At 69.2% G+C, this 23,548-nt stretch carries 23 protein-coding genes; 12 read left to right on the forward strand and 11 right to left on the reverse strand.

Annotated elements, in window-relative coordinates:
* The first annotated feature begins 112 nt into the window (after positions 1-112).
* The 4 genes from dxs to ABB55_RS06055 all read left to right on the forward strand — a co-directional run bounded on the left by dxs (position 113) and on the right by ABB55_RS06055 (position 3,707).
* Entirely contained in the window at positions 113-2,038 is a 1,926-nt protein-coding gene (dxs, locus tag ABB55_RS06040; protein ID WP_054358008.1) for a 1-deoxy-D-xylulose-5-phosphate synthase, read from the forward strand.
* Between the two features lie 41 nt (positions 2,039-2,079).
* Positions 2,080-2,694 carry an SCO family protein gene (locus tag ABB55_RS06045; protein WP_054358009.1) on the forward strand — a complete coding sequence of 205 codons (615 nt, stop codon included), beginning with the start codon at positions 2,080-2,082 and terminating at the stop codon, positions 2,692-2,694.
* 62 nt (positions 2,695-2,756) lie between these two features.
* Entirely contained in the window at positions 2,757-2,900 is a 144-nt protein-coding gene (locus ABB55_RS30240) for a hypothetical protein (protein ID WP_160321175.1), read from the forward strand.
* The gene (locus ABB55_RS06055) at positions 2,901-3,707 is read left to right on the forward strand and encodes a TlyA family RNA methyltransferase (protein WP_200912005.1); all 807 of its coding nucleotides are present in this window, start codon (positions 2,901-2,903) and stop codon (positions 3,705-3,707) included.
* On the opposite strand, the gene ABB55_RS06060 is transcribed toward ABB55_RS06055, so the two are convergent.
* The 4 genes from ABB55_RS06060 to ABB55_RS06075 form a co-directional block, all read right to left on the reverse strand.
* The gene (locus ABB55_RS06060) at positions 3,685-5,073 is read right to left on the reverse strand and encodes a porin (RefSeq protein WP_054358011.1); all 1,389 of its coding nucleotides are present in this window, start codon (positions 5,071-5,073) and stop codon (positions 3,685-3,687) included. The two genes, ABB55_RS06055 and ABB55_RS06060, sit on opposite strands and share 23 nt — an antisense overlap.
* Before the next feature lie 104 nt (positions 5,074-5,177).
* Positions 5,178-5,477: an AzlD family protein gene (locus ABB55_RS06065; RefSeq protein WP_276557208.1), complete on the reverse strand. Its 300-nt coding sequence runs from the start codon at positions 5,475-5,477 to the stop codon at positions 5,178-5,180.
* A complete protein-coding gene (locus ABB55_RS06070) occupies positions 5,477-6,274 on the reverse strand; it encodes an AzlC family ABC transporter permease (RefSeq protein ID WP_083463392.1) in 798 nt (265 codons plus the stop codon). The genes ABB55_RS06065 and ABB55_RS06070 overlap by 1 nt, the downstream gene beginning before the upstream one ends.
* A gap of 45 nt (positions 6,275-6,319) precedes the next feature.
* Positions 6,320-7,177 (reverse strand): AraC family transcriptional regulator, encoded by an 858-nt coding sequence (locus tag ABB55_RS06075; RefSeq protein WP_054358013.1) that lies wholly within the window; start codon positions 7,175-7,177, stop codon positions 6,320-6,322.
* Between the two features lie 156 nt (positions 7,178-7,333).
* Here ABB55_RS06075 and ABB55_RS06080 point away from each other — a divergent pair, with 156 nt between their 5' ends.
* Positions 7,334-8,578 carry a class I SAM-dependent RNA methyltransferase gene (locus ABB55_RS06080; RefSeq protein ID WP_244471979.1) on the forward strand — a complete coding sequence of 415 codons (1,245 nt, stop codon included), beginning with the start codon at positions 7,334-7,336 and terminating at the stop codon, positions 8,576-8,578.
* A 93-nt stretch (positions 8,579-8,671) separates the two neighbouring features.
* Here the strand turns inward: ABB55_RS06080 and ABB55_RS06085 are convergent, their stop codons facing one another.
* The 6 genes from ABB55_RS06085 to ABB55_RS06110 form a co-directional block, all read right to left on the reverse strand.
* Entirely contained in the window at positions 8,672-9,022 is a 351-nt protein-coding gene (locus tag ABB55_RS06085; RefSeq protein WP_054358014.1) for a cupin domain-containing protein, read from the reverse strand.
* A 4-nt stretch (positions 9,023-9,026) separates the two neighbouring features.
* The gene (locus tag ABB55_RS06090) at positions 9,027-9,842 is read right to left on the reverse strand and encodes an ABC transporter permease (protein WP_054358015.1); all 816 of its coding nucleotides are present in this window, start codon (positions 9,840-9,842) and stop codon (positions 9,027-9,029) included.
* On the reverse strand, positions 9,839-10,696 hold the full coding sequence (locus ABB55_RS06095) for an ABC transporter permease subunit (protein WP_083464063.1): 858 nt from the start codon (positions 10,694-10,696) through the stop codon (positions 9,839-9,841). The genes ABB55_RS06090 and ABB55_RS06095 overlap by 4 nt, the downstream gene beginning before the upstream one ends.
* A 488-nt stretch (positions 10,697-11,184) precedes the next feature.
* Positions 11,185-12,333 (reverse strand): ABC transporter ATP-binding protein, encoded by a 1,149-nt coding sequence (locus tag ABB55_RS06100; RefSeq protein WP_054358016.1) that lies wholly within the window; start codon positions 12,331-12,333, stop codon positions 11,185-11,187.
* A 72-nt stretch (positions 12,334-12,405) separates the two neighbouring features.
* Complete coding sequence (locus ABB55_RS06105) at positions 12,406-13,524, reverse strand: polyamine ABC transporter substrate-binding protein (protein ID WP_054361871.1); 1,119 nt, start codon at positions 13,522-13,524, stop codon at positions 12,406-12,408.
* Between the two features lie 93 nt (positions 13,525-13,617).
* Positions 13,618-15,012 (reverse strand): glutamine synthetase family protein, encoded by a 1,395-nt coding sequence (locus ABB55_RS06110; RefSeq protein ID WP_054358017.1) that lies wholly within the window; start codon positions 15,010-15,012, stop codon positions 13,618-13,620.
* A gap of 154 nt (positions 15,013-15,166) precedes the next feature.
* Between ABB55_RS06110 and ABB55_RS06115 the strand changes: the two genes are divergently transcribed.
* From ABB55_RS06115 to ABB55_RS28730, 7 genes are all read left to right on the forward strand, one after another.
* Positions 15,167-15,910 carry a GntR family transcriptional regulator gene (locus ABB55_RS06115; protein ID WP_083463394.1) on the forward strand — a complete coding sequence of 248 codons (744 nt, stop codon included), beginning with the start codon at positions 15,167-15,169 and terminating at the stop codon, positions 15,908-15,910.
* An 82-nt stretch (positions 15,911-15,992) separates the two neighbouring features.
* Positions 15,993-17,390 (forward strand): glutamine synthetase family protein, encoded by a 1,398-nt coding sequence (locus ABB55_RS06120; RefSeq protein WP_054358018.1) that lies wholly within the window; start codon positions 15,993-15,995, stop codon positions 17,388-17,390.
* 122 nt (positions 17,391-17,512) lie between these two features.
* On the forward strand, positions 17,513-18,904 hold the full coding sequence (locus ABB55_RS06125) for an aspartate aminotransferase family protein (RefSeq protein ID WP_054358019.1): 1,392 nt from the start codon (positions 17,513-17,515) through the stop codon (positions 18,902-18,904).
* 25 nt (positions 18,905-18,929) lie between these two features.
* Positions 18,930-20,243: an NAD(P)/FAD-dependent oxidoreductase gene (locus tag ABB55_RS06130; RefSeq protein WP_054358020.1), complete on the forward strand. Its 1,314-nt coding sequence runs from the start codon at positions 18,930-18,932 to the stop codon at positions 20,241-20,243.
* Between the two features lie 67 nt (positions 20,244-20,310).
* The gene (locus tag ABB55_RS06135) at positions 20,311-21,369 is read left to right on the forward strand and encodes a chymotrypsin family serine protease (RefSeq protein WP_054358021.1); all 1,059 of its coding nucleotides are present in this window, start codon (positions 20,311-20,313) and stop codon (positions 21,367-21,369) included.
* 67 nt (positions 21,370-21,436) lie between these two features.
* Positions 21,437-21,733, forward strand: a complete 297-nt coding sequence (locus ABB55_RS06140; RefSeq protein WP_152981939.1) for a hypothetical protein — start codon at positions 21,437-21,439, stop codon at positions 21,731-21,733.
* 388 nt (positions 21,734-22,121) lie between these two features.
* Positions 22,122-22,694 (forward strand): DUF1236 domain-containing protein, encoded by a 573-nt coding sequence (locus tag ABB55_RS28730; protein WP_160321176.1) that lies wholly within the window; start codon positions 22,122-22,124, stop codon positions 22,692-22,694.
* A gap of 90 nt (positions 22,695-22,784) precedes the next feature.
* Here ABB55_RS28730 and ABB55_RS06150 read toward each other — a convergent pair whose 3' ends face one another.
* Complete coding sequence (locus ABB55_RS06150; RefSeq protein WP_054358024.1) at positions 22,785-23,528, reverse strand: glucose 1-dehydrogenase; 744 nt, start codon at positions 23,526-23,528, stop codon at positions 22,785-22,787.
* Positions 23,529-23,548 lie beyond the last annotated feature (20 nt).

Raw genomic sequence — 23,548 nt, forward strand, 5'->3', positions numbered from 1 at the left:
GGAGAAGCGCTCGTTCCCGGGTCGGCGGCGCCCTATATGGGGTCGTGACCCCAGGAGTGCCGTCCCCCGTCCCTCCGCCCGGACGGCCTCAGAACCAGGCAGGCGCAAGACATTGACCGCGGCCTCGAATACGCCTCTGCTCGACACCATCCGCACGCCCGCTGACCTGCGCCGGCTTCCCGAGAGCCAGTTGCAACAGGTCGCCGCGGAACTGCGCCAGGAAACCATCGACGCCGTCTCGGTGACCGGCGGCCATCTCGGCGCGGGGCTGGGCGTGGTCGAATTGACCGTCGCGCTGCATCACGTTTTCGAGACCCCGCGCGACGTCCTGATCTGGGATGTCGGCCACCAGTGCTACCCGCACAAGATCCTGACCGGCCGGCGCGACCGCATCCGCACGCTGCGCCAGCCCGGCGGCCTGTCCGGCTTCACCAAGCGCGAGGAGAGCCCCTACGACCCGTTCGGCGCGGCGCATTCCTCGACCTCGATCTCGGCCGCGCTCGGCTTCGCCGTCGGCCGCGACCTGAAGGGCGCCGACAACAACGTGGTGGCGGTGATCGGCGACGGCTCGATGTCGGCCGGCATGGCCTACGAGGCGATGAACAATGCCGGCGCGCTCGGCTCGCGCATGATCGTCGTGCTCAACGACAACGACATGTCGATCGCCCCGCCGACCGGCGCGATGAGCGCCTATCTGGCGCGGCTGGTCTCGACCCGCACCTTCCTGACGCTGCGCGACATCGGCAAGGGCATCGTCCGCCACCTGCCGAAATTCGTCGAGGTCGGAGCCAAGCGGGCGGAGGAATTCGCCCGCGGCATGGTGATGGGCGGCACGCTGTTCGAGGAACTCGGCTTCTACTATGTCGGCCCGATCGACGGCCACAATCTCGACCACCTGCTGCCGGTCCTGAAGAATGTCCGGGACGCGCAGAAGGGTCCGATCCTGGTCCATGTCGTCACCCAGAAGGGCAAGGGCTATGCCCCGGCCGAAGAGGCGGCGGACAAATATCACGGCGTCAACAAGTTCGACGTGGTCACCGGCAAGCAGGCCAAGCCCAAGGCCAATGCGCCGAGCTACACGCGCGTCTTCGGCGAGAGCCTGATCGCGGAGGGCCGCAAGGACGAGCGCGTGGTCGGCATCACCGCCGCCATGCCGAACGGTACCGGGCTCGATCTCTTCGCCGAGGCCTTCCCGAAACGCGTGTTCGATGTCGGCATCGCCGAGCAGCATGCCGTCACCTTCGCGGCCGGCCTCGCCGCCGAGGGCTACAAGCCCTTCTGCGCGATCTATTCGACGTTCCTGCAGCGCGGCTACGATCAGGTCGTCCATGACGTGGCGATCCAGCGTCTGCCGGTGCGCTTCCCCATCGATCGCGCGGGTCTGGTCGGGGCCGACGGGCCGACCCATGCGGGCGCCTACGACCTCGCCTTCCTGGGCTGCCTGCCGCATTTCGTGATCATGGCCGCGGCCGACGAGGCGGAACTGGTCCACATGGTGGCGACCGCCGCCGCGATCGACGATGCCCCGTCGGCCTTCCGCTACCCGCGCGGCGAGGGCGTCGGCGTCGAGATGCCGACCGAGGGCGTGCCGCTCGAGATCGGGCGCGGGCGCATCCTGCGCGAGGGCTCGACGGTCGCCATCCTGTCGCTCGGGACCCGGCTGAAGGCCGCCCTGGAGGCCGCCGAGACGCTCGACGGCTTCGGCCTGTCGACGACCGTGGCCGACGCCCGCTTCATGAAGCCGCTCGACCGCGACCTGTTGCGCCGGCTGGCCCGCGAGCACGCCGTGCTGGTCACCGTCGAGGAGGGCTCGATCGGCGGCTTCGGCAGCCATGTGCTGCAGGCGCTGGCCGAGGAGGGGCTGCTCGACGGCGGGCTCAAGGTGCGTCCGATGATGCTGCCCGACAGCTTCCTTGACCATGACAGCCCGGAGCGCATGTATGCCGCCGCCGGGCTCGACGCGCCCGGCATCGTCACGCGCGTCTTCGAGGCACTCGGCCGGGATACGGCCGGCGTGGAAGCCATGCGCCGGGCCTAGTATCGTCCGTCGCGACCCGCAGGATCGGATCGGGAATCGTCATGTCCATCAGAACCATCCGGCTGGCGCTCTGGGGCGCCGTCGTGGTCGCCGCCCTCGGGCTGGGCGGCCTCTTCGCCTGGCAGAGCCTCAAGCCGCGCGTCAACGAGCTGGGCGACCTGATCGCCCCGACCGACACGGTCGGCGGCCCGTTCACGCTCAAGGACCAGAACGGCCGCGTGGTGACGCGCGACGACCTGAAGGGCAAGCCGGCGGCAATGTTCTTCGGCTACACCTTCTGTCCCGATGTCTGCCCGACGACCCTGACGGAAGCGACGCAGTGGCTGAAGACGCTCGGTCCGGATGCCGACAGTCTGCAGGTGGTCTTCGTCAGCGTCGATCCCGAGCGCGACACGTCCGAGAAGCTGAAGGAATATCTGGAGGCCTTCGATCCGCGCATCCGCGGGCTGACCGGCACGCCCGAGCAGGTCGCCGAGATCGTCAAGGCCTACCGGGTCTATGCCCGCAAGGTCGCCTCCGGGCAGACCTATCTGATGGACCATACCGCGACCGTCTATCTGATGAATGCGCAGCAGCGCTTCGTCGGCGCGATCAACTATCAGGAGCCGACCGACAAGGCGCTCTCCAAGCTGCGTCAGCTGCTGGCGCGTAGTTGACCGCATCGCCCATGCGGACCGATCTGCTTTTCGCCGGGTCCTTTCGGCGCTATCATCCGGCCATGTCATCGAGCGACCTCAAGGCTGCCCTGATCGCGACGCCGCTGCTCCTGGCAGCCCTCGGCGCGAGCCTCTGGCTGTGGACGCGCTGGGGCCTGGGCGTCTATTTCGATGCCGCCATGGGCGCGCTGGCGGGTTGCTTCTGAGTGCGGGACACGAGCTCCGAAATCGCCGGCACCGGACCGGGCGGCCCCGATCGCATCCGCCTCGATCAGCTCCTGGTCGCGCGCGGCTTCTACGCGACCCGGGCGCGCGCGCGTGACGCCATCCAGCGCGGCGTGGTCGCGGTCGCCGGGACGGTCGAGACCAAACCCGGAGCCCTGGTGCCCGGCAATGCGCCGATCGTCGCCGCCGATCCCGCCGCCCGCTACGTCTCGCGCGGCGCCCTGAAGCTGATCGCCGCGCTCGACACCTTCGGGCTCTCTCCCGCCGGCCGGGCCTGCCTCGACATCGGTGCCTCGACCGGCGGCTTCACCCAGGTGCTGCTCGAACGCGGCGCCCGCTCCGTGACCGCGATCGATGTCGGGCACGGCCAGCTCGACCGGACGCTTGCCGCCGATCCCCGGGTCGGCGCCGTGGAAGGCCTCAATGCCCGCGACCTGACGCTGGTCGACGTGCCCGAGCCGCCGGAATTCGTCACCGCCGACGTGAGCTTCATCTCGCTGACGCTCGCCCTGCCGCCGGCGCTCGCCCTCGCCCGTCCGGGTGCGGTCGTGGTGGCGCTGATCAAGCCGCAATTCGAGGTCGGCCGGGACGGCATCGGCAAGGGCGGCATCGTGCGCGACGCGGAGGCGGCCGAGGCGGCCGCCTGTGGCATCGAGACCTTCCTGGAGGCGCAGGGCTGGCGCCTGATCGGTCGCATCGCCTCCCCGATCGAGGGCGGCGACGGCAATCGCGAATATCTGGTGGCCGCCGAAAAGCCCGAAGCGGTCAGAAGGTCCGCTCCGCTCTGACGGTTGCGGTGACCGAATGCGCGTCCCGCAGCCGCCGGCGCCAGGGATTGTATTCGCCCGGCCCCGGCTTGCCGCTGAAGGCGGAGCGGGTCGCCGGCGTGAAGTCGAGCCGCCGCCATTCGAGCGCCGCGCCGAGCATGAAGCCGGGCACCGGCCGCCACAGGAGGTCGCCACCGAGATCGGTCAGCGCGAAGTCGCGTGCGCGATAGCCGTTGACCGCGACATAGCCGCCGGTCACGGCCAGTTCCCAGCGCGGCGAGAAGAAGTGCCGGTAGCCCGCGGCGATCGACTGCGCCTTGGTCGGCTTCAGGGCACCGTCCGGCAGGTCGTTCAACCGCCCGGACCAGCCGAACAGCGCATCGGCGCCGAAATTGCCCAAGGCATCGAGGCTCGCCGCCGCATAGGCCGTCGCACCGCTCGCGCGCACCACCTGGAGGCTCGCGCGATCGCCCTCCCCGAGCATCGGCAGGTGGAGGGTCGCCCCCGCGCCGGTCGCGCTGCCCCAGCCGACCGTCGTGCCCGCGGGTGAGTAGCCGAGATAGCTGCGGTGACGGTCGTTCTCCAGACGGTGCAGGGCGGACATGACCTGCACCGAGCCCCAGGTCTCGGTGAGGACGGCGGAGAAGACCAGATCCGGCCAGTCGGGATCGGTGCCGACAAGGCCGTCGCGCGCCCGGGTGCGCAGCGCGTTCGGCATGTCGGCGAGGATCAGTTCGTCGAAGATGCCGATGCCGTTGCGCCCCCGGTAGCCGGAGGCGGCCCATTCCAGGCTGGCGGTGACGGCGAGCGCGCCCTCGATCTTGCGCGTGACGGCCAGGAGATCGACCTTCGCGTCCGGCCAGGGCCGGTTCGTGGTCGGGTTGAGCGCATACCAGCGGTCGTTGGTGCCGATATAGTCGAAGAAGGACTGCCGCCGCCCGACCGTGACCATGCCGAGTTCGATATAGGCCGCGTCGAGATAGACCGCCGGCGCGTCGCCACCCGCGCCGCCGGCGGAACGCTCGATGGCCAGCGCGGTCACCGTCCGGATGGTGCCGATTTCGCTCGCCGTGCGCAGATCGATGTCGAGACCGGCCCGCGCGGTCAGCGCGAAGCGTCCGGGCGGCGGACCGGTGCCCTCGATGCGCCAGAGCCGCTCTTCGGGACCGGAGCGCGCGGTCAGGACGCGGCCGCCCCGATGGCCTTGCGCGTCGAGCCGGGCGGTGCCGACCACGGCGAGACAGCTTTCGGTCGACGGCAGGGCGACGAAGGCGGGGCCCAGGGCGGCACAGTCGAGCGGCGTCGCCTTGCCGTCGCCGGCGCGGGTCGTGCCGGTGGCGAAAAGGGCGACCAGTACGGCGGCGGCCGAGACGCGACAGAAGCCCATGGCGAGCCATCCCCCGTCGACCCGAAATGGTCGACGGCGGCGGAACGATACTCAGGGTAGCCACGTCCCGACAACCTTTGATTTCATCCGGATTGCACCCGGCTTCATCCCAGGACCGCGCGGAACAGCACGACCGCGGCCGCGCCGACCGCGACCGTGCCGATCAGCGGCAGCCGCAGGGCCGCCAGGGCCGTCACCGCCGCCGCCAGGGTTTCGGCCGGCCCGGTCGCCAGGGCCATGGGGGCGATCACGGCGGTCAGGACGGCGAGCGGGATGGCGTCGAAGGCCGCCTTGAGGCGCGGCCCGAGCACCAGGCGGTCGGCGATCAGGACACCGCCGATGCGCGTCGCATAGGTGACGGCCGCCATGGCCAGGATGGCGGCAAGCGTCTGTCCGTCGACCATCACGGCCGCGCCTCCGTCTTGCCGGCTATCGCCGGGTTGCCGGCTTGCACCGGATTGCCGGCTTGCACCGGATCGCCGGCCTGCGCCGGGTTGCCGGCTATCGCCGGATTGCCGGCTGCGGGCGCCAGCAGGACGGCGGCGGCGATCCCGGCGGTGGCGCCGGAGACGACATGCCAGGGACTGCCGACGGCGAGATGCGCCAGGGCCGCCGCCGCCGCGCTGGCGGCGATCACCGCACCGGCCCGCGGCGCGGCGCGGAAGCCGGCGACGAGGCCGATGAACAGGGCCGTGAAGGCGAAATCGGCGCCGATCCGCTTCGGGTCGCCGAGAAGCGACCCCGCCAGGGCGCCCAGGGTCGTGAACAGGACCCAGTTCACCCAGAAGGGCACCGCCATGCCGATCCAATAGGCCGGTGTCAGCGGCCGTTCGCGTGCCCGCCGTTCGGCCAGCGCCCAGTTCTCGTCGGCCATCACGCCGACGCCGACGAACCGAACGAGCCGCGGGAAGCCGGCGATCTTCGGCGCCAGCGAGGCCCCCATCAGGAGATGGCGGGCGTTGATCAGCCCGGTCGAGAAGGCGACGGCGCCGATCGGGACCGGGGCGGCCCAGAGATCGAGCACGGCGAATTGCGCGCCGCCGGCAAAGACCAGGGCCGACATCAGCGCCACCTCGGCCGGATGCAGGCCCCGGCCGACCGCCAGCGCCCCGAACAGAAGCCCGATCGGGACCGCGGCGAGGAGCGGCGGAAGAATGTCGCGGAGGCCCGCGCGGGCCTCGGCAAGGGTGTCGGCGGTCATGGCGGGACTCGTTCGAAAGGCCGGTCTCAGGCCTGAAAAGCGGTCTCAGGCCTGAAAGGCGGTGCGGTAGGCCCCCGGGGTGACGCCCATCCGCGCCTTGAAGGCACGGGTCAGATGGGCCTGATCGGCGAAGCCGGTGGCGGCGGCGACCTCGGCCGGCCTCTCGCCCCCGCGCAGCCTGTCGCGCGCCGCCGCGACGCGGCGATCGACCAGGTAGGCATGCGGGGTCAGGCCGGTCTCGCGCCGGAAGGCACGGATCAGCCGGTGCGGCGTCAGGCCGGCGATCGCCGCGAGATCGGCGAGGCTATGCTCGACGGACGGATCCGCCTCCAGTCGCGCCCGCACCCGGGCGACCGGGCCGGGCTCGCGGCCGAGCGCGGCGACGGGGATGTCGGCATGGCGCGCCAGGCAGCGGGCGAGCGCGCGCGTCATCAGTTCCTCGGCGCCGAAGGGGTCGGTGCCGGCCTGCAGCCGGCGATGCGCCTCGGCATAGAGCGCCGCCCCTTCGGGATCGCGCACGGCGGCCTGCGGGAAGCCCGGCGTGCCGCGATCGCGCCCGCCGGCGAGATCGGCGGCGAGACGGCGCAGGGTCGCGGTCGACGGATAGATCATGCGGTAGCTGTAGCCCTCGGCGAGCGGGGCGCCGTCATGGACGACTTCGGGATCGTTGAAGGCGAATTCGCCGGGTCCGGCATAGTGGCGAATGCCGCGGGCGGTCCAGGTCTCGCAGCCGGCCTCGATCGCCCCGATGGCGTAGGTCTCGTGCCGATGCGGCACATAGGCGTGGGTCGTGAAGGTCGCGGTCATGCATTCGAGCGCGTCGAACCGCCCCGCGACGAAGAAGCGGGCGCTTTCCGCACCGTCGAGGTCGCCGAGGGCCCGGCTCTGGCTGATCGCATCCATGGCCGGAAAGGTAACGCTTCGGGCGACGGCGTCTTGAACAAAATTGCGCGCCGGTCCACTTGGAGGTCCGGCCTGCCGGTCGACCGCGAGGTCCGGCCGGGACGGCCGGGCCCGGGCGGCCGCCATGGCGGTCCGGCCATCAGCGAGGACAGGGTTTTGCACGCACAGGACGGCATCGAAACGGTCACGGTCGCGGAGATCGGCCACAAGGGCGACGGCGTCGCCGACAGCACGGCCGGACGCATCTTCGTGCCGATGTCGCTGCCGGGCGAGGCCGTCCGGATCGAGCAGGCCGGCGAGCGGGCGCGCGTGATCGAGATCGTCACGCCGAGCCCGGACCGGGTGGCGCCGCCCTGCCCGCATTTCGGTCTGTGCGGCGGCTGCAGCCTGCAGCACTGGGCCGAACCCGCCTATCTCGAATTCAAGCGCCAGACGGTCGCCGCCGCCTTCGCCGATCGCGGCATCGACGCGACCGTGCTGCCGACCGTGGCGGTTGCACCGCGCAGCCGCCGCCGCGCGGTCATCGCCGTCCAGCGCGGTGCGGACGGGCGCTTCGCCGTCGGCTTCCGCGAGCGCCTGTCGCATAAAGTGGCGCCCGCGGCCGGCTGTCTGGTCGTGACGCAGGCCATCGTCGACGCCATGCCGAAGCTGATCCGGATCGCCGACATGCTGTCCGTCCCGGCCAAGGGGGCGATCTTCACGGTGATCGACACCGAGACCGGCCTCGACGTGGCGGTCGCCGAGGCGCGCCTGCCGGCGGCCCGCCGCCAGGACGTGATCACCGCCGTGCTGTCGCTCGGCTTCGCGCGCTTCTCGATCGACGGGGAGACGCTGGTCGAGGCCCGCCCGCCGCAGATGCGCTTCGGCGGCGTCGCGGTGGCGATCCCGGCCGGCGCCTTCGTGCAGGCGGTGGCGAGCGCCGAGGAGGCGCTGTCCAACCGGGTCGTCGAGGCGGTCGGCAAGGCCAAGCGGGTCGCCGATCTCTTCGCGGGCTCGGGCACCTTCACGCTGCGGCTGGCCCGCGGCGCCCATGTCCATGCCGTCGAATCGGAAGCCCGCGCGCTCGACGCCCTGTCGCGCGCCGCGCGCCACGCCCAGGGCCTGAAGCCGATCTCGATCGAGACCCGCGACCTCTATCGCCGCCCCCTGATGGCCAAGGAACTGGCCAAATACGATGCGGTCGTTTTCGACCCGCCGCGCGACGGCGCTGCCCCGCAGGCCAAGGAACTGGCGAAATCCGCCGTCCCGATCATCGTCGCGGTCTCGTGCAATCCGGCCACGCTCGCCCGCGATGCGCGCTACCTGATCGATGCCGGCTGGCGGCTCGGACCGGTCCAGCCGGTCGACCAGTTCCTCTGGTCGCACCATGTCGAGGCGGTCGCGGTCCTGACCAAGGGCTGATCCGGGCGCTGCCTCGATCGCGCTGCGTTCGCCGGGCGGGTTCGCCCTCGCCTTCGGGTCGCCAGGGTGGGGAGACCGGCGTGATCGGAAGACCTACGCGGTCAGGATCGCGTAGATCTTGCGCACCGGTTCGATCGTCTCCCAGGTGCCGCGGAAGCCGCGCGGGATGACGAAGCTCTGGCCGGCGGAGAATTCCTCGGCGTGACCGGCCTCGGAGGTCAGGCGCAGGCGGCCGACCAGGATCACGCAGAGCTCGTCCTCGGCATAGTCGACCGACCACGTGCCGGGCGCGGATTCCCAGACGCCGGTATAGAAGCCGCGCGCGTCGTCCTCGGTCGCCGGTCGCGTGCCGGTGACCGGCGCGCCGGCCAGCACCTTGGCGGGGTCGATCGGGTCGGCGACCCGGTCGAGCGGGGATGTGTCGATACGGACGATTCCTGTCATGCCCTCACCCTGCCGCCGCCAGCCGTTCGGCCCGTTCGCGTTCCGCCTCGCTGCGCCGGGTCAGGATCGAGGCGATGATCACCGCCACGGTGACCACGCCGATCATGATGGTGCAGACGGCGTTGATCTCCGGCTTCACGCCGAGCCGGACATCGGAATAGATCTTCATCGGCAGGGTCGTCGCGCCCGGCCCGGTGTTGAAGCTGGCGATGACGAGGTCGTCGAGCGACAGCGTGAAGGCCAGCATCCAGCCCGACACCACCGCCGGCAGGATGATCGGCAGGGTGATCCGGAAGAACACCCCGACCGGCCGGCAGCCGAGATCCATGGCCGCCTCCTCCAGGCTGTGGTCGAAGGTGACCAGCCGCGACTGCACCACCACGGCGACGAAGCACATCGTGAAGGTGACGTGCGCGAGCATGATCGTCCAGAAGCCGCGGTCGAAATCGACGGCGACGAACAGCAGCAGGAAGGACAGGCCGAGGATGATCTCCGGCATGACCAGCGGCGCGAAGACCATGCCGGAGAACAGCATGCGGCCGGGGAAGCGGCCGTAGCGGGCGAGCACGATGGCGGCCAGCGTGCCGAGCACGGTCGCCGCGCTCGCCGAGATCAGCGCGATGCGGATGGTCACCCAGGCGGCTTCCATCAGCTGTTCGTTCTCGAAGGCCGCCGCGTACCACTTGGTCGACCAGCCGACCCAGATGCCGACGCTGCGCCCCTCGTTGAAGGAGTAGATCACCAGGATCAGGATCGGCAGATACAGGAACGCGAAGCCGAGCGTCAGCGAGGCCGCGTTGAAGAGCGAGAATTTCTTCATCGGCCGGCCTCCTGCGAGCGCGCCTGCGCGTTCTGGAAGAAGACGATCGGCACCACCAGGATGATCAGGAGCGCGATCGCCACCGCCGAGGCGACCGGCCAGTCGCGGTTGGCGAAGAACTCTTCCCAGAGGGTCTTGCCGATCATCTGCACGTCGGACCCGCCGAGCAGATCCGGGATGACGAATTCGCCGACCGCCGGGATGAAGACCAGCGCCGATCCGGCGACGACGCCGGGCAGCGACAGCGGGAAGGTCACCCGCCAGAAGGCCTGGAACGGCGTGCAGCCGAGATCCTGCGCCGCCTCGAGGAGCGAATCGTCGAGCTTCTCCAGGGCCGAATAGAGCGGCAGCACCATGAAGGGCAGATAGGAATAGACGATGCCCAGATAGACCGCCTTGGAGGTCGACAGGATGGTCAGCGGCTCGTCGATGACGCCGGTCCACATCAGGAGCGAGTTGAGCAGGCCCTCGTTGGAGAGGATGCCGATCCAGGCATAGACGCGGATCAGGAACGAGGTCCAGAAGGGCAGGATGACCAGCATCAGCAGCGTCGGCCGCAGCGATTTCGGCGCCCGCGCCATGCCGTAGGCGATCGGATAGCCGACCAGCAGCGTCATCAAGGTGGCGCTGCCGGCGATCCACAGGCTGGTCAGATAGGCTTCGAGATAGATGCCGGCGTCGTCGAGGAGCCCGAGCGCCGAGATGCGCTCCGATAGGGCGATGCCGGCGAGCAGCACGAAGGCGAGCACCCGCGCCTCCAGCCGGGCACCGAGATAGGCGAAGGGCAGCGAGACTGCCGCGGCGAGGCCGAAGATGCCGAAATCCGACGCAAGCCAGGCCGGCGGTTCGGCCATTCCGGCGGCCGCCAGCAGCGCGCCGAGGCCGGGCTCGCCGGCGATCAGGCCGACGGAGGGCAGCACCCGTCCCGCCGCCACCGCGATCGCCGGCAGCGCGGCGACCAGCACGACGAGAGACCCGAAGCTGCGCGGCACCGCATCGACCAGCGCCTCGACCACCCGGGCCAACGCCGCGGCGACCGCCGCGACGGCGATGCCGTAGAGCGCGACCAGCAGCAGCGGCGTCCCCTTCAGGTCGCCGATCAGACGCTGGTAGTTGGCGAGCGAGAATTCGGACAGCCGCTGCCAGGTGGCGGCGAGACCCTCGGCGATCGGATCGAAGGTCGGCACATAGGGCGGCATGGCGATCGCGGTCTGCGACAGCGAGATCTTGAAGACGATCGCGAAGGGCGCCAGGAAGAAGATCGCCAGCCAGACATAGGGCACGGCGACCACGGCGATGCGACCGAGCGACGGGCGGGAACGGGACATCGGGCGAGCCTCCCTCAGCGCGTCAGCACGACGCCGGAATCCCGGCCCCAGGTCAGCCAGACCCGGTCGTCCCAGGAGATCGGCCGGTCGATCAGGCGATGGCGGTTGGCGACGGTCGCCCGGATGGTCCGGCCGCCGTCGAGGCGGACATGGAACACCGACACGTCGCCGAGATAGCCGATGTCGAAGACCGTCCCGGAAAGGGCGTTGACGCCGGTCTCGGCCGGCGCATCGGGCGAGATGGCGATCTTCTCCGGGCGGATCGCGAAGTAGACCGTGTCGCCGGCATTGACCGCGGTGTCCGAATTGACCTCGACGCGGGTGCCGGCGGCCTCGGAAACGATCGTGACGACCGGCGCGGCGCTTTCCACGCGGCCCTCGATGATGTTCACGTCGCCGATGAAGTCGGCCACATAGCGCGAGATCGGCTGCTCGTAGATCTCCGAAGGGGTCGCGACCTGGATCAGCTTGCCGTGGTCCATCACGGCGATGCGGTCGGCGACCGTCATGGCCTCCTCCTGGTCGTGGGTCACGATCAGAAAGGTCATGCCGAGCGTCATCTGGAGGTCCATCAGCTCGAACTGGGTCTCCTCGCGCAGCTTGCGATCAAGCGCGCCGAGCGGTTCGTCGAGCAGCAGCACCTTCGGCTTCTTGGCGAGCGAGCGGGCGAGCGCGACGCGCTGGCGCTGACCGCCGGAGAGCTGGTGCGGCTTGCGCTTGGCGAAGGATTCCAGCTTGACCAGCTTCAGCATCTCCTCGACGCGCGCGGCGATCTCGCCCTTCGGCAGCCGGTCCATCTCCAGGCCGAAGGCGATGTTCTTCTCGACCGACATGTGCGGGAAGAGCGCGTAGCTCTGGAACATCATGTTGACCGGCCGGCTGTAGGGCGGCAGGCCCTTGACCGACTGGCCGGCCAGCAGCACGTCGCCGGTGGTCGGATCGTCGAAGCCGGCGACCATGCGCATCAGGGTGGTCTTGCCGCAGCCGGACGGCCCGAGCAGGGCGAAGAACTCGCGCTCGTAGATGCCCAGGCTCACGTCGTTGACGGCCGTGAAGTCACCGAACCGCTTGATCACATTGCGGAACTCGATCAGCGGCTTGGCCGCAGGGTCGGTCCAGGGCTGGAACTTGCGTCGGACGGGACCGAGCGTCTTGGTCGACATGAGGGACACCCGAATGGAGGGAAGGGCCTGAAACGAAAAGGCCCGGCAGGTCGACTGCCGGGCCTTCGGGGATCACTTGCGCTTCATGTCGCGCCAGGTATCGGTCAAGACGCGCTGCGTCTTCGGATCGTAGGACTGGATCTGGTAGAGCTTCGCCATCACGTCGTCCGCCGGATAGATGTTCTTGTCGTTCAGCACCGCCGGATCGATCAGCTTCTGCGACGCCAGATTGCCGTTCGGATACTTGATGAAGTTCGACGCCTTGGCGATCACCTCGGGCTTCATCATGTAGTTGATGAAGGCATGGGCCTCATCGATATTCTTGGCATCCTTCGGCAGCGAGAAGTTGTCGAACCACATGGCGGCGCCTCCCTTGGGGATGGAGTAGCCGATCTCGACCTTCTTCTTCTCGTCCTTGGTCTTCGCGTTCTTCTCCTCGGCGCGGTCGCCGGCCTGCTTGATGTCGCCGGACCAGCCGACCACCAGGCAGACATCGCCGTTGGCGAGCGCGTTGATATATTCGGAAGAATGGAACTTGCGCACGAAGGGCCGGATCTTCTTGAAGTGCTCGGCAGCCTTCTTGAAGTCGTCCGGGTTGCGCGTGTTCGGATCGAGGCCGAGATAGTTGAGCACGGCCGGGACGATCTCGTCCGAGGCGTCGAGCATCATGATGCCGCAGTCCTTGAACTTGGCGGCATTGGCCGGATCGAGCACCAGGGACCAGCTGTCGAGCGGTGCATCGGGCATCCGCTCCTTGATCTTCTTGACGTTGTAGCCGATGCCGGTGGTGCCCCACATGTAGTTCACGGCATAGTCGTTGCCGGGATCATACTTGGCGAGGCGCTCGGTGACGGCCGGCCACATGTTGGTCAGGTTGGGCAGCTTCGACTTGTCGAGCTTCTGGAACACGCCGGCCTGGATCTGCCGGCCGAGGAAGTGCGCCGAAGGCACCACCACGTCGTAGCCGGTCTTGCCGGCGAGCAGCTTGGTCTCCAGGATGTCGTTGGAGTCGAAGACGTCGTACTTGACCTTGATCCCGGTCTCCTTGGTGAAGTCCTCCAGGATGCTCGGGTCGATATAGTCGGACCAATTGTAGATGTTGACCTGCTTGGTCTGCGCCTCGGCGCCGCCGGACAGCACGGCGGCGATGGTAAAGCCGACCAGGCCGAGCAGCCTAGGATGGTATTTCATGTTCCAACCTCGCGATTTGACCATCATTCCGGGACTTCCGACGGCCAGCCTATCGCGTCCGAACAGCGGTACAAGAGTGCCGCTGCGGCACGATCAGAGATAGGTCAGACGTTCGAGCGGGGTGATCTCGCGCGCGAAGGCCTCGGCCTCGGCGCGCTTCAGATGGGCGATCAGGCTGCGATACTCGACGCCGAGCATCCGGCGCACGAAATCGGAGCGTTCGAACAGCGTGATGGCCTCGGCCATGCTGGCCGGCAGGGCCGGCACCGGCTCCTCATAGGCGTTGCGGACGACCGGCGGCGGCGGCGTCAGCTCGCGCTCCAGGCCTTCCAGCATGCCGGCCAGGACCGCGGCCGTGACCAGATACGGATTGGCATCCGCCCCGGCGATGCGGTGTTCCAGCCGCCGCGCGGCATCGGAACTCGCCGGCACGCGGACGCCGACCGAGCGGTTGTTGTGGCCCCAGGAGGCCGTCGTCGGCGCGTAGGAGCCGGGCTGCAGGCGGCGGAAGCCGTTCCAGGACGAGACGAACAGCAGCGTCGACGCCTGCATGGTTTCGAGCAGGCCGGCGATCGCCTGGCCGAGCCGCCGCTCGCCGATCATCGGATCGGCGAAGACATTGTGGCCGAAGCGGTCGAGCAGGCTGACATGCAGATGCAGGCCGCTGCCGGCGACATCCATGAACGGCTTGGGCATGAAGGTCGCCTTGAGGCCGTGCCGGCGCGCGACCTCGCAGACCAGCCGCTTCAGCATCACCGCATCGTCGGCCGCCGCGACCGCATCGGCCCGGTGCTTCAGGTTGACCTCGAACTGGCCGGGGGCGGCCTCCGACACCATGGTGTCGATCGGCAGACCCTGCGCCTTGCCGTAGGCCCAGATGTCCGAAAAGAAGGACGAGAAGTCGGACAGGTCCGACATGGCATACATGTTCTGCGGCGTCGGGCCCGCGGTCGCCCGGTAGACCGGCGCCGGCATGCCGTCGGCCATCGGCGGCGCCTTCGGGTCGAGCAGGTAGAATTCCAGCTCGACGGCGCAGCAGGGCGTATAGCCGGCCGCCTTCATGCGCTCGACGACGCGCACCAGCGCATGGCGCGGATCGCCGAGAAACGCCTCGCCGGTATCCGCATGCATGGTCAGGAGCACCTGCGCGGTCGGCCGCGCCGCCCAGGGCACCGGCCGCAGGCTGCCCGGAACCGCCCGGCAGTAGCCGTCCCGGTCGCCGGTGGTGACATGCAGCCCGGTCTCCATGACCTCGCGGCCCCAGACGTCGAGGCCGTACATGGAGAAGGGGAAATTGATGCCGTCCGCGAAGGCCTTGGCGATGGTCGCCGCCGGCGCCCACTTGCCGCGCAGCACCCCGTTCGATTCCGTGACCAGGAACTCGACCGCCTCCGTCTCCGGATGGGCTTCGAGGAAGCGCTCGACCTCGCCGGTTTCGATGGCGTCGAGGGCATCGCCCGCCGCCGGCCCGATCTCGATACGCCCCATTACTCCCCCGTCACCCCACGGCCCGTCCCGCTGCAGGCCCGACGGAAAGGATCGGCCCGAAGGCACTCCGATCGGGCGGCAGCGGCGGCGTTGCATCCGGGCGAAAATGTGATCACAGTGGACCGACCCTGTCAACGCGCGATCCCGGTCGAAGATGCCGTCGCGAAGCCGACTTGCCGCCCCCCTTGAGATCGAGCGTCCCGGCCGCCGCCGCACGGCGCGGACCGCCGGAGCGCCCGGCAGCGCCACCGAGGCGCCGGCCGCCGCGCCGATCCACGATCAGGTCTACGATACCCTGAAGACCGCGATCGTGACCGGCCAGATCGTGCCGGGCCGCGCCGTGACCTTGCGCGGCCTGGCGGCGACGCTCGGGGTCTCGCCGATGCCGGTGCGCGAGGCGATCCGGCGCATTTCGGCCGAGGGCGGCCTGGTCATCCATCCCAACCGCCGCGTCTCGGTGCCCGACATGACGCGGGCCCGCTTCGACGAGGTGGTCGCGGCCCGCTCCCTGCTTGAGCCCGAGGCCGCCGCGCGCGCCTTGCCGCATATCGACGCCGCCCGGCTGGCGCGCATCCGCGCGGCCGACGACGACATCGAGCGCGCGCTGGAGACCGGCGACGTGGAGGACTACATGGCCTCCAACCACCGCTTCCATTTCGAGATCTACGGCGCCGCCCGCTCCGAGGTGCTGGTGCCGCTGATCGAAAGCGTCTGGCTGCGTTTCGGTCCCTTCATGCGGCTCGTCTATGGTCGCTTCGGCACCGCCATCCTGATCGACCAGCACGAACGCGCCATCGAGGCGATCGCGGCGCGCGACGAGGCCGGACTGAGGGCGGCGATCCGCGCCGACATTCTCGACGGCATGAACGAGATCGGCGCCGCGAGCCTGGTCGATTGAGGACGGTTCGGGTCCGATCGCCGTCGTGGTTGACGGACGGGACGGTGCCTGCAAAAATGTGATCACATTTTCGGACGGACCCATGGCGAAGAAGAAGAAATCGGTCAAGGCGCACGAGACGGTGCGCGGCGTCGGCTCCGCCTCGGAGGCCGCCGCCTGGCTCGAGGCGCGCGGCCTCGACGACATCGAATGCGTCGTGCCGGACATGTCCGGCGTGGCGCGCGGCAAGATGATGCCGGTGCAGAAGTTCGTCGACGGGCCGACCATGGCCATCCCGGGCTCGATCTTCCTGCAGACCATCACGGGCGACTATCCGGACGACGACGAGAGCTTCACGGTCGATCCGGCCGACAGCGACATCATCCTGACGCCGGACTATTCGACGCTCTGCGTGGTGCCCTGGGCCTCCGACCCGACCGCGCAGGTGATCCACGACGCCTTCCATCGCGACGGCCGCCCGGTCGAGATCGCGCCGCGCCAGCTGTTGCGCCGGGTCGTCGAGCTCTACGAGCACAAGGGCTGGAAGCCGATCGTGGCGCCCGAGATCGAGTTCTATCTGGTCGAGCGCAACCAGGATCCGGACTATCCGCTGAAGCCGCCGACCGGCCGTTCGGGCCGCTCGGAGACCGGCCGGCAATCCTATTCGATCGCTGCCGTCAACGAATTCGACGACCTGTTCGACGACATCTACGACTATTCGGAAGCGCAGGGCCTGGAGATCGACACCCTCATCCACGAGGAGGGGGCCGCCCAGATGGAGATCAACCTCCTGCACGGCGACCCGATCGCGCTCGCCGACCAGGTCTTCCTGTTCAAGCGCACGATCCGCGAGGCGGCGCTGCGCCACAACATGTATGCCACCTTCATGGCCAAGCCGATCGCCAACGAGCCCGGCTCGGCCATGCACATCCACCAGTCGGTGGTCGACATCGAGGATGGCAGCAACATCTTCTCCAATCCGGACGGCCAGCCGACGCGCGAGTTCTTCTCCTTCATCGCCGGCCAGCAGCGCTACCTGCCGCATGTCATGTGCATGCTGGCCCCCTACGTGAATTCCTACCGGCGGCTGATGCGCAAGTCGTCCGCGCCGGTCAACGTCCACTGGGGCTACGACAACCGCACCGTCGGGCTGCGCGTGCCGAACTCCTCCCCGGTCGCCCGCCGGGTCGAGAACCGGGTGCCGTCGTCGGACGCCAATCCCTATCTGGCGATCGCGGCCTCGCTCGCCTGCGGCTATCTCGGCCTGATCGACGGGATGTCGCCGGAGGAACCGATCGAGGGCTCGGCCTATGCGCTCGATTTCGGCCTGCCGCGCGGCCTGCTAGAGGCGGTCGCGCTGTTCGAGGAATGCGAGGAGCTGACCGACATCTTCGGCAAGGCCTTCGTCGCCACCTACCGGGCGATCAAGCAGGCCGAGTTCGAGACCTTCATGCGCGTGATCAGCCCCTGGGAGCGCGAATACCTGCTCCTGAACGTGTGAGGCCGGACGGTCGCCGCCGTACCGGCCGGGCCTTCCAGCGTCCGACCGCCACCGGCGCGCCCTCTCCCCGCCTGCCACGATCCGCCCCGCCGCCCTTCCGCCGACACCGGCCCGAGGATGCCATGCTCCAGTCGAACCTCTATCCGACCGCGGACCTGCGCGCCGCCGACGCCCGCCACTATCTGCATCCGTTCACCGACCACAAGGCGCTGGCCGAGGAAGGCGCGCGCGTCATCGTCAAGGGTGACGGCGTGTGGCTGTGGGATTCCGAAGGCAACAAGCTGCTCGACGGCATGTCCGGGCTGTGGTGCACCAATGTCGGCCACGGCCGCCCGGAGATCGCCGACGCGGTCCATGCCCAGATGGGCGAGCTCGCCTTCTACAATTCCTTCTTCAAGACCACCAACGCGCCGGCGGTCCGCCTCGCCGAGCGCCTCGCCGCGATCGCGCCGGCCCATATCAACAAGGTCTTCTTCACCTCGTCGGGCTCCGAGGCCAACGACACCGTGCTGCGCATGGTGCGCCACTATTGGGCCCTGAAAGGCCAGCCGAACCGGCAGATCGTGATCGCCCGGCACAATGCCTATCACGGCTCGACCATGGCAGGGGCCTCGCTCGGCGGCATGAAGCCGATGCATGCCCAGGGCGGCCTGCCGATCCCCGGCATCGTCCATATCCGCCAGCCCTATTGGTTCGGCGAGGGCCACGGCATGGCGCACGACGCCTTCGGGCTGCAGGCGGCGGCCGATCTCGAACGGATGATCCGGACGCTCGGCCCCGAGAATGTCGCCGCCTTCATCGGCGAGCCGATCCAGGGCGCCGGCGGCGTGATCATCCCGCCGGCGACCTACTGGCCGGAAATCCAGCGCATCTGCCGGAAATACGACATCCTGCTCGCCGCCGACGAGGTCATCTGCGGCTTCGGCCGCACCGGCCGCTGGTTCGGCTCCGACTATTTCGGCATCGAGCCGGACCTGATGACCATCGCCAAGGGCGTCACCTCCGGCTACCTGCCGCTCGGCGGCGTCATGGTCTCCGACAAGGTCGCCGACGTGTTGGTCAATCTCGGCGAGGAATTCTACCACGGCTATACCTATTCGGGTCACCCGACCTGCGCGGCCGCGGCGCTCGCCAATCTCGACATCATCCAGCGCGAGGGTCTGGTCGAGCGCGTCGCCAACGATATCGGCCCCTATCTGCAGGGCCGCTGGAAGACGCTCGCCGACCATCCGATCGTCGGCGAGACGCGCATGGTCGGGCTGATCGGCGCGCTGGAGCTGGTGCCCGATCCGAAGAACATCTCGAACCGCTTCACCCCGACCGGCGCGGTCGGCTCGATCGCGCGCGACTACGCCTTCCAGACCGGGCTCGTCATGCGCGCAGTGCGCGACAGCCTGATCATCGCGCCGCCGCTGACGCTGACCCATGCAGAAGCCGACGAACTGGTCCGCCTCGCCCGCCAGACCCTCGATCTCACCTACGAGGAGCTGAAGCGGCGCGGCGTGTTCGGATGACGCCGGCGCGGACCGGGAGCCTCGGATGACCGCGCACCCCCAGCCCGCGCACCCCCAACCCGTGCGCGCGGCGCCGCATGCCCCGTCGCTCTATGCCGCCACCGCGCGCGACCGGCGCGAAAGGCCGGCGCTCGACGGCGACCGCGATGCCGATGTCTGCATCATCGGCGGCGGCTATACCGGGCTCTCGGCCGCGCTGCATCTCGCCGAGGCCGGCCGCCGGGTCGTCCTCCTGGAGGCCAACCGGATCGGCTGGGGCGCCTCGGGGCGCAATGGCGGCCAGCTCCATTCCGGCCAGCGGCAGGATGTCGACACGCTCGAAGCCTGGTTCGGCCGCGACCGCGCCCGCGCCCTGTTCGACCTCGGCGAGGCCGCCAAGGCGACCGTCAAGGACCTGATCGCGCGCCATGTGATCGCCTGCGACTGGCGCGACGGCCTGATCCATGCCGCCCACAAGCGCCGCTATGTCGAGCCGATGTGGCGCCAGGCCGACAAGCTCCGCCGCGACTACGGCCTCGACGGCGTCACCCCGCTCGATGCGGCCGCCCTGGCGGCGGCGATCGGGACCGGGGTCTATTTCGGCGGCACCCGCGACGCCACCGCCGGCCATCTGCAGCCGCTCGACTTCGCCCTCGGCCTCGCCCGCGCCGCCGAGACCGCCGGCGCCACCCTGCACGAGGCGACGCCGGCACTCCGGATCGAACCGGGCGCCAGGACCCGCGTGGTCACGCCGACCGGCACCGTGACGGCGGACGCCGTGCTGGTCGCCTGCAACGGCTATCTCGCCGGGCTGGAGGCGGAGACCGACGCCCATGTCATGCCGATCCACAACTATGTGCTGGCGACCGAACCGCTCGGGGCGCGCGCCGATCGCCTGATCCCGGGGCGCGAGGCGGTCTCCGACAGCCGCTTCGTGGTGCATTACTGGCGGCTCGACGCGGCCGGACGGATGGTGTTCGGCGGCGGCGAGACCTACCGGCGCGACTTCCCCCGGGATCTGAAGACCTTCGTGCGTTCGCATATGTTGAGGGTCTATCCCCAACTGGCTGATGCGGCGATCGATTTCGCCTGGGGCGGGACGCTCGCCGTGACCATGTCGCGGCTGCCCTACATCCGCCGCCTGAAGCCCGGCCTCTATACCGCCGCGGGCTATTCCGGCCAGGGCGTCAGCCTCGCCACCTTCGCCGGCCGCCTGGTCGCCGAGGCGATCGCCGGCGACACCGCCCGCTTCGACCTGATGGCCGCCCTCCCCGCCCGCCGCTTCCCCGGCGGCCGCCACCTGCGCCACCCGTCCCTGGTCCTGGCCATGACCTGGTACGCCCTGCGGGACCGGTTGTAATTACTATTATTGATTGTCAATATCGTATATATTATTCCTGCTTGCATACTCCTTTGCAGGATCCTCCATGTTCGACGAACGCGCGCTCGCCAGCCTTCTGGAACAGATCATCGTCGAACCATTCCAGCAAAGCGAAAGGCAGACCCACGCCCAGGCTGTCGATGCCGCATGGCCGGAACCGTCGCCTGGTCGCCGGGAGATCGCTCCCAAAGAGCGGCATCGCCTTCATTCCATGACCAAGACCTGGCGACAGTCAGGCGGGGTCCGCGGGTTCGGCATCGGTGAGAAGATTGCCGGCGCCCAGCGCACCAACGACCTTGCCATCCGGATCTATGTCGAGCAGAAGCAGCCGATCAGTGCCCTGGCCCATCCAGTGCCGTCGACACTGGAACTGCCGGATTTCGGAACCATACCGACGGACGTGGTCGAGATCGGCCGCGTGGTTGCCCAGCTCGACACCCGGCGGTACCGCCCCGCCCTTCCCGGTTGCAGCATCGGGCATTGGGAATCGACGGCCGGGACGCTCGGTTGCTATGTCCGCAAGCGCGGAGACCCGACCCGCACCTATATCCTCAGCAACGCCCATGTCCTGGCCATCAACGGCTCTGGATTCGGCATGCCCGGCGACCCGATCGTCCAGCCGGGACCGCTTGACGGCGGTCGACGGCCACACGACATAATTGCCAGTCTGGCGGAACTCTGTCCGATCGACTTCACAATGCCCAATCTGGTCGATGCAGCGATCGCCGAGGTCATAGATCCGACGGTGGTGACGACCCTCACCGCCCGCGGCGGCCCGGTCGCGGCCGGCAGCATCGTCCGTACTCCGCGACGCGGCACCATGGTGCAGAAGTTTGGGCGAACGTCAGACTACAGCGTCGCCGAAATTCTCGACGTGAATGCCATCCTGGAGACGGACTACGAAACGCCGCACGGAACCAAGAAGGCGTTGTTCACGAACCAGATCGTCTGCACCAAATGCTCGGATGCTGGCGATAGCGGATCGCTGATCACAACTCTGACAGGTCGACCCGTCGGCCTGCTTTTCGCCGGATCCAAGGCGATTACTGTCGCCAACCGCATTAGCGATGTGTTGTCGGCGTTGGATATCGATATCCTGCGCTGACGGTTTGCTGTTGCGTCCCCATTCCGAACGATCAACAATGTTGCCGCACTGCGGCAAGAGGCAAGCCATGGCTGGAATCAGAGAAGCGAAAGCTGCGCTCCGGCAGCACGAGGCCCGGTTGATGGCAGTGTCGGGTGTCCGCGGCGTCGGCATCCAAGACGCAACCGGCGGCGCCGGACAGGTGTTGGCGGTCTATGTTGCGCGCAACGTGGACAGAGACGCCATACCGGCCCAGTTGGAGACGACGGTGGCCGGACGGTCCGTCATGGTGCCGGTACGCCAGTTCGAGGTCGGCGTCGTGAAGGCTCAGGCGGCATCGGGCGGCACCGAGCTCATGCAGATGCAGATGCAGGATTTCAAATAACCGCGACGCTCGGCCACCGACCCGCCCGTGCCTGACGCAACCGGCCGACCTGGCCGGTTTTTGCGTTCGGGCGAACGTCTCGCTGAGGTGGGCGGCGAGACGCGGCATGGCGTCCGCAGGCCGGTGTCCCGGCGCGCCGACCGAAGCCGCCGTCGTGTGCCTTCTCCTCACCCAAAGCATTAACTGTCGCCGGAATGCGCGGAGCTCTCCGTGGCGGCGCCGTGGTTCGGCCGCGAACGGGACAGAATCCGCGCCGAACCTCCTCGATGCGGGCTGGCGGCGGCCCATCCGGCGGCGGGGGAACCGCCGCGGGGCGGCGCCGATGGGGGCAAGGCGCGCAGGGTCTCGATACCGAGCGCGCCGGCTTCAACAATCGAGGGAGTATGTCATGTTGAGGAGTGTACTGGCCTTGACCGCCGGGCTTGCGCTGACCAGCGCCGCCTCTGCGGCCGATACCTACTACGGCGAACCCGACGGCGGCGACTATGCCGAGCAGACCTGGCGTCCCCCCGTGCCGCCGCGCGGCATCGGACCGGACTTCGAGACCCAGGTCGTGGTGCGGCGGCCCCCGCCGCCGCCGCGCCTCTACGATCCCGGCCGCGGCGGGGTCGTGGTCCACGAACGCACCGTGACCGAACGCACCATCGTGCCGGCCCGTCCGGACGGCTGGCGCGAGCGGGCGGACTGGCGCGAGCGAGCGGACTGGCGCGACGACGAGGACGACGGCCTGCAGCGCCGCCGTCCGACCTGGACCGCCGCGCCCGTCGGCTACGAGCCGCCGCCGATGGTCATCGACCGGCCGGTCGTGATCGGCACCGTGCTGCCGCACAGCATCATGCTGACCCCGGTGCCGCCGCGCTACGGCTTCGCCGGCTACAGCTGGGTCGCCGATCCGCACGGCCGTCGCCTGCTGGTCGAACCGCACACCCGGCGGGTGGTCCGGATCGTCGACCGCTGGTGATCGGGACGACCTGAAACCGCGAACCGGCGGCGCGGGGCCTCGGCTCCGCGCCGCTTTCGGCCGAAGGGATGGGGGCGTCCCGGCCGGCGCTCAGATGCAGCGGCCGCCATCGACCTCGAGCGCGACGCCGGTCAGGAAATCGGCCTCGTCGCTGGCCAGGAACAGGGCCGCATTGGCGATGTCGCGCGGGGTCGACAGGCGGCCGAGCGGGATCGAGGCGACGAATTTCGCGCGCATCTCGGGCGTGTCGGTGCCCATGAAGTCGGCCAGCATGGCGGTCTCGCCGGCGACCGGGCAGAGGCAGTTGACGCGGATCTTCATCGGCGCCAGTTCGACCGCCATCGACTTGGTCGCGGTGATCACGGCGCCCTTGGAGGCATTGTACCAGGTCAGGCCGGGCCGCGGCCGCAGGCCGGCGGTCGAGGCGGTGTTGATGATCACGCCGCCGCCGCGCGTCTGCATGACCGGGATCGAAGCCCGCGCGGCCAGGAAGACCGACTTCACGTTGACGGCGAAGATGCGGTCGAACATCTCCTCGGTCACGTCGAGCATCGGGCCGTTGCGATGGGTCGCGCCGGCATTGTTGACGACGATGTCGAGGCCACCGAGCCGCTCGGCGGCGGCCACCATGGCCTCCACGTCGGCGCGGCGGGCCACGTCGCAGGCGACCGCTACGGCGCCGCCGCCGATCGCCGCCGCGACCGCCTTCGCGCCATCCTCGTTGATGTCGGCGACCACCACCCGGGCGCCCTCCGCAGCGAAGCGCTCGGCGATGCCGCGGCCGAAGCCGGAGGCCGCGCCGGTCACGATCGCGATCTTGTCCTTGAGCCGCATGGTTCCTTCCCCCTTGATCC

It is taken from the genome of Prosthecodimorpha hirschii (assembly GCF_001305515.1).
GTDB lineage: Bacteria > Pseudomonadota > Alphaproteobacteria > Rhizobiales > Ancalomicrobiaceae > Prosthecodimorpha > Prosthecodimorpha hirschii.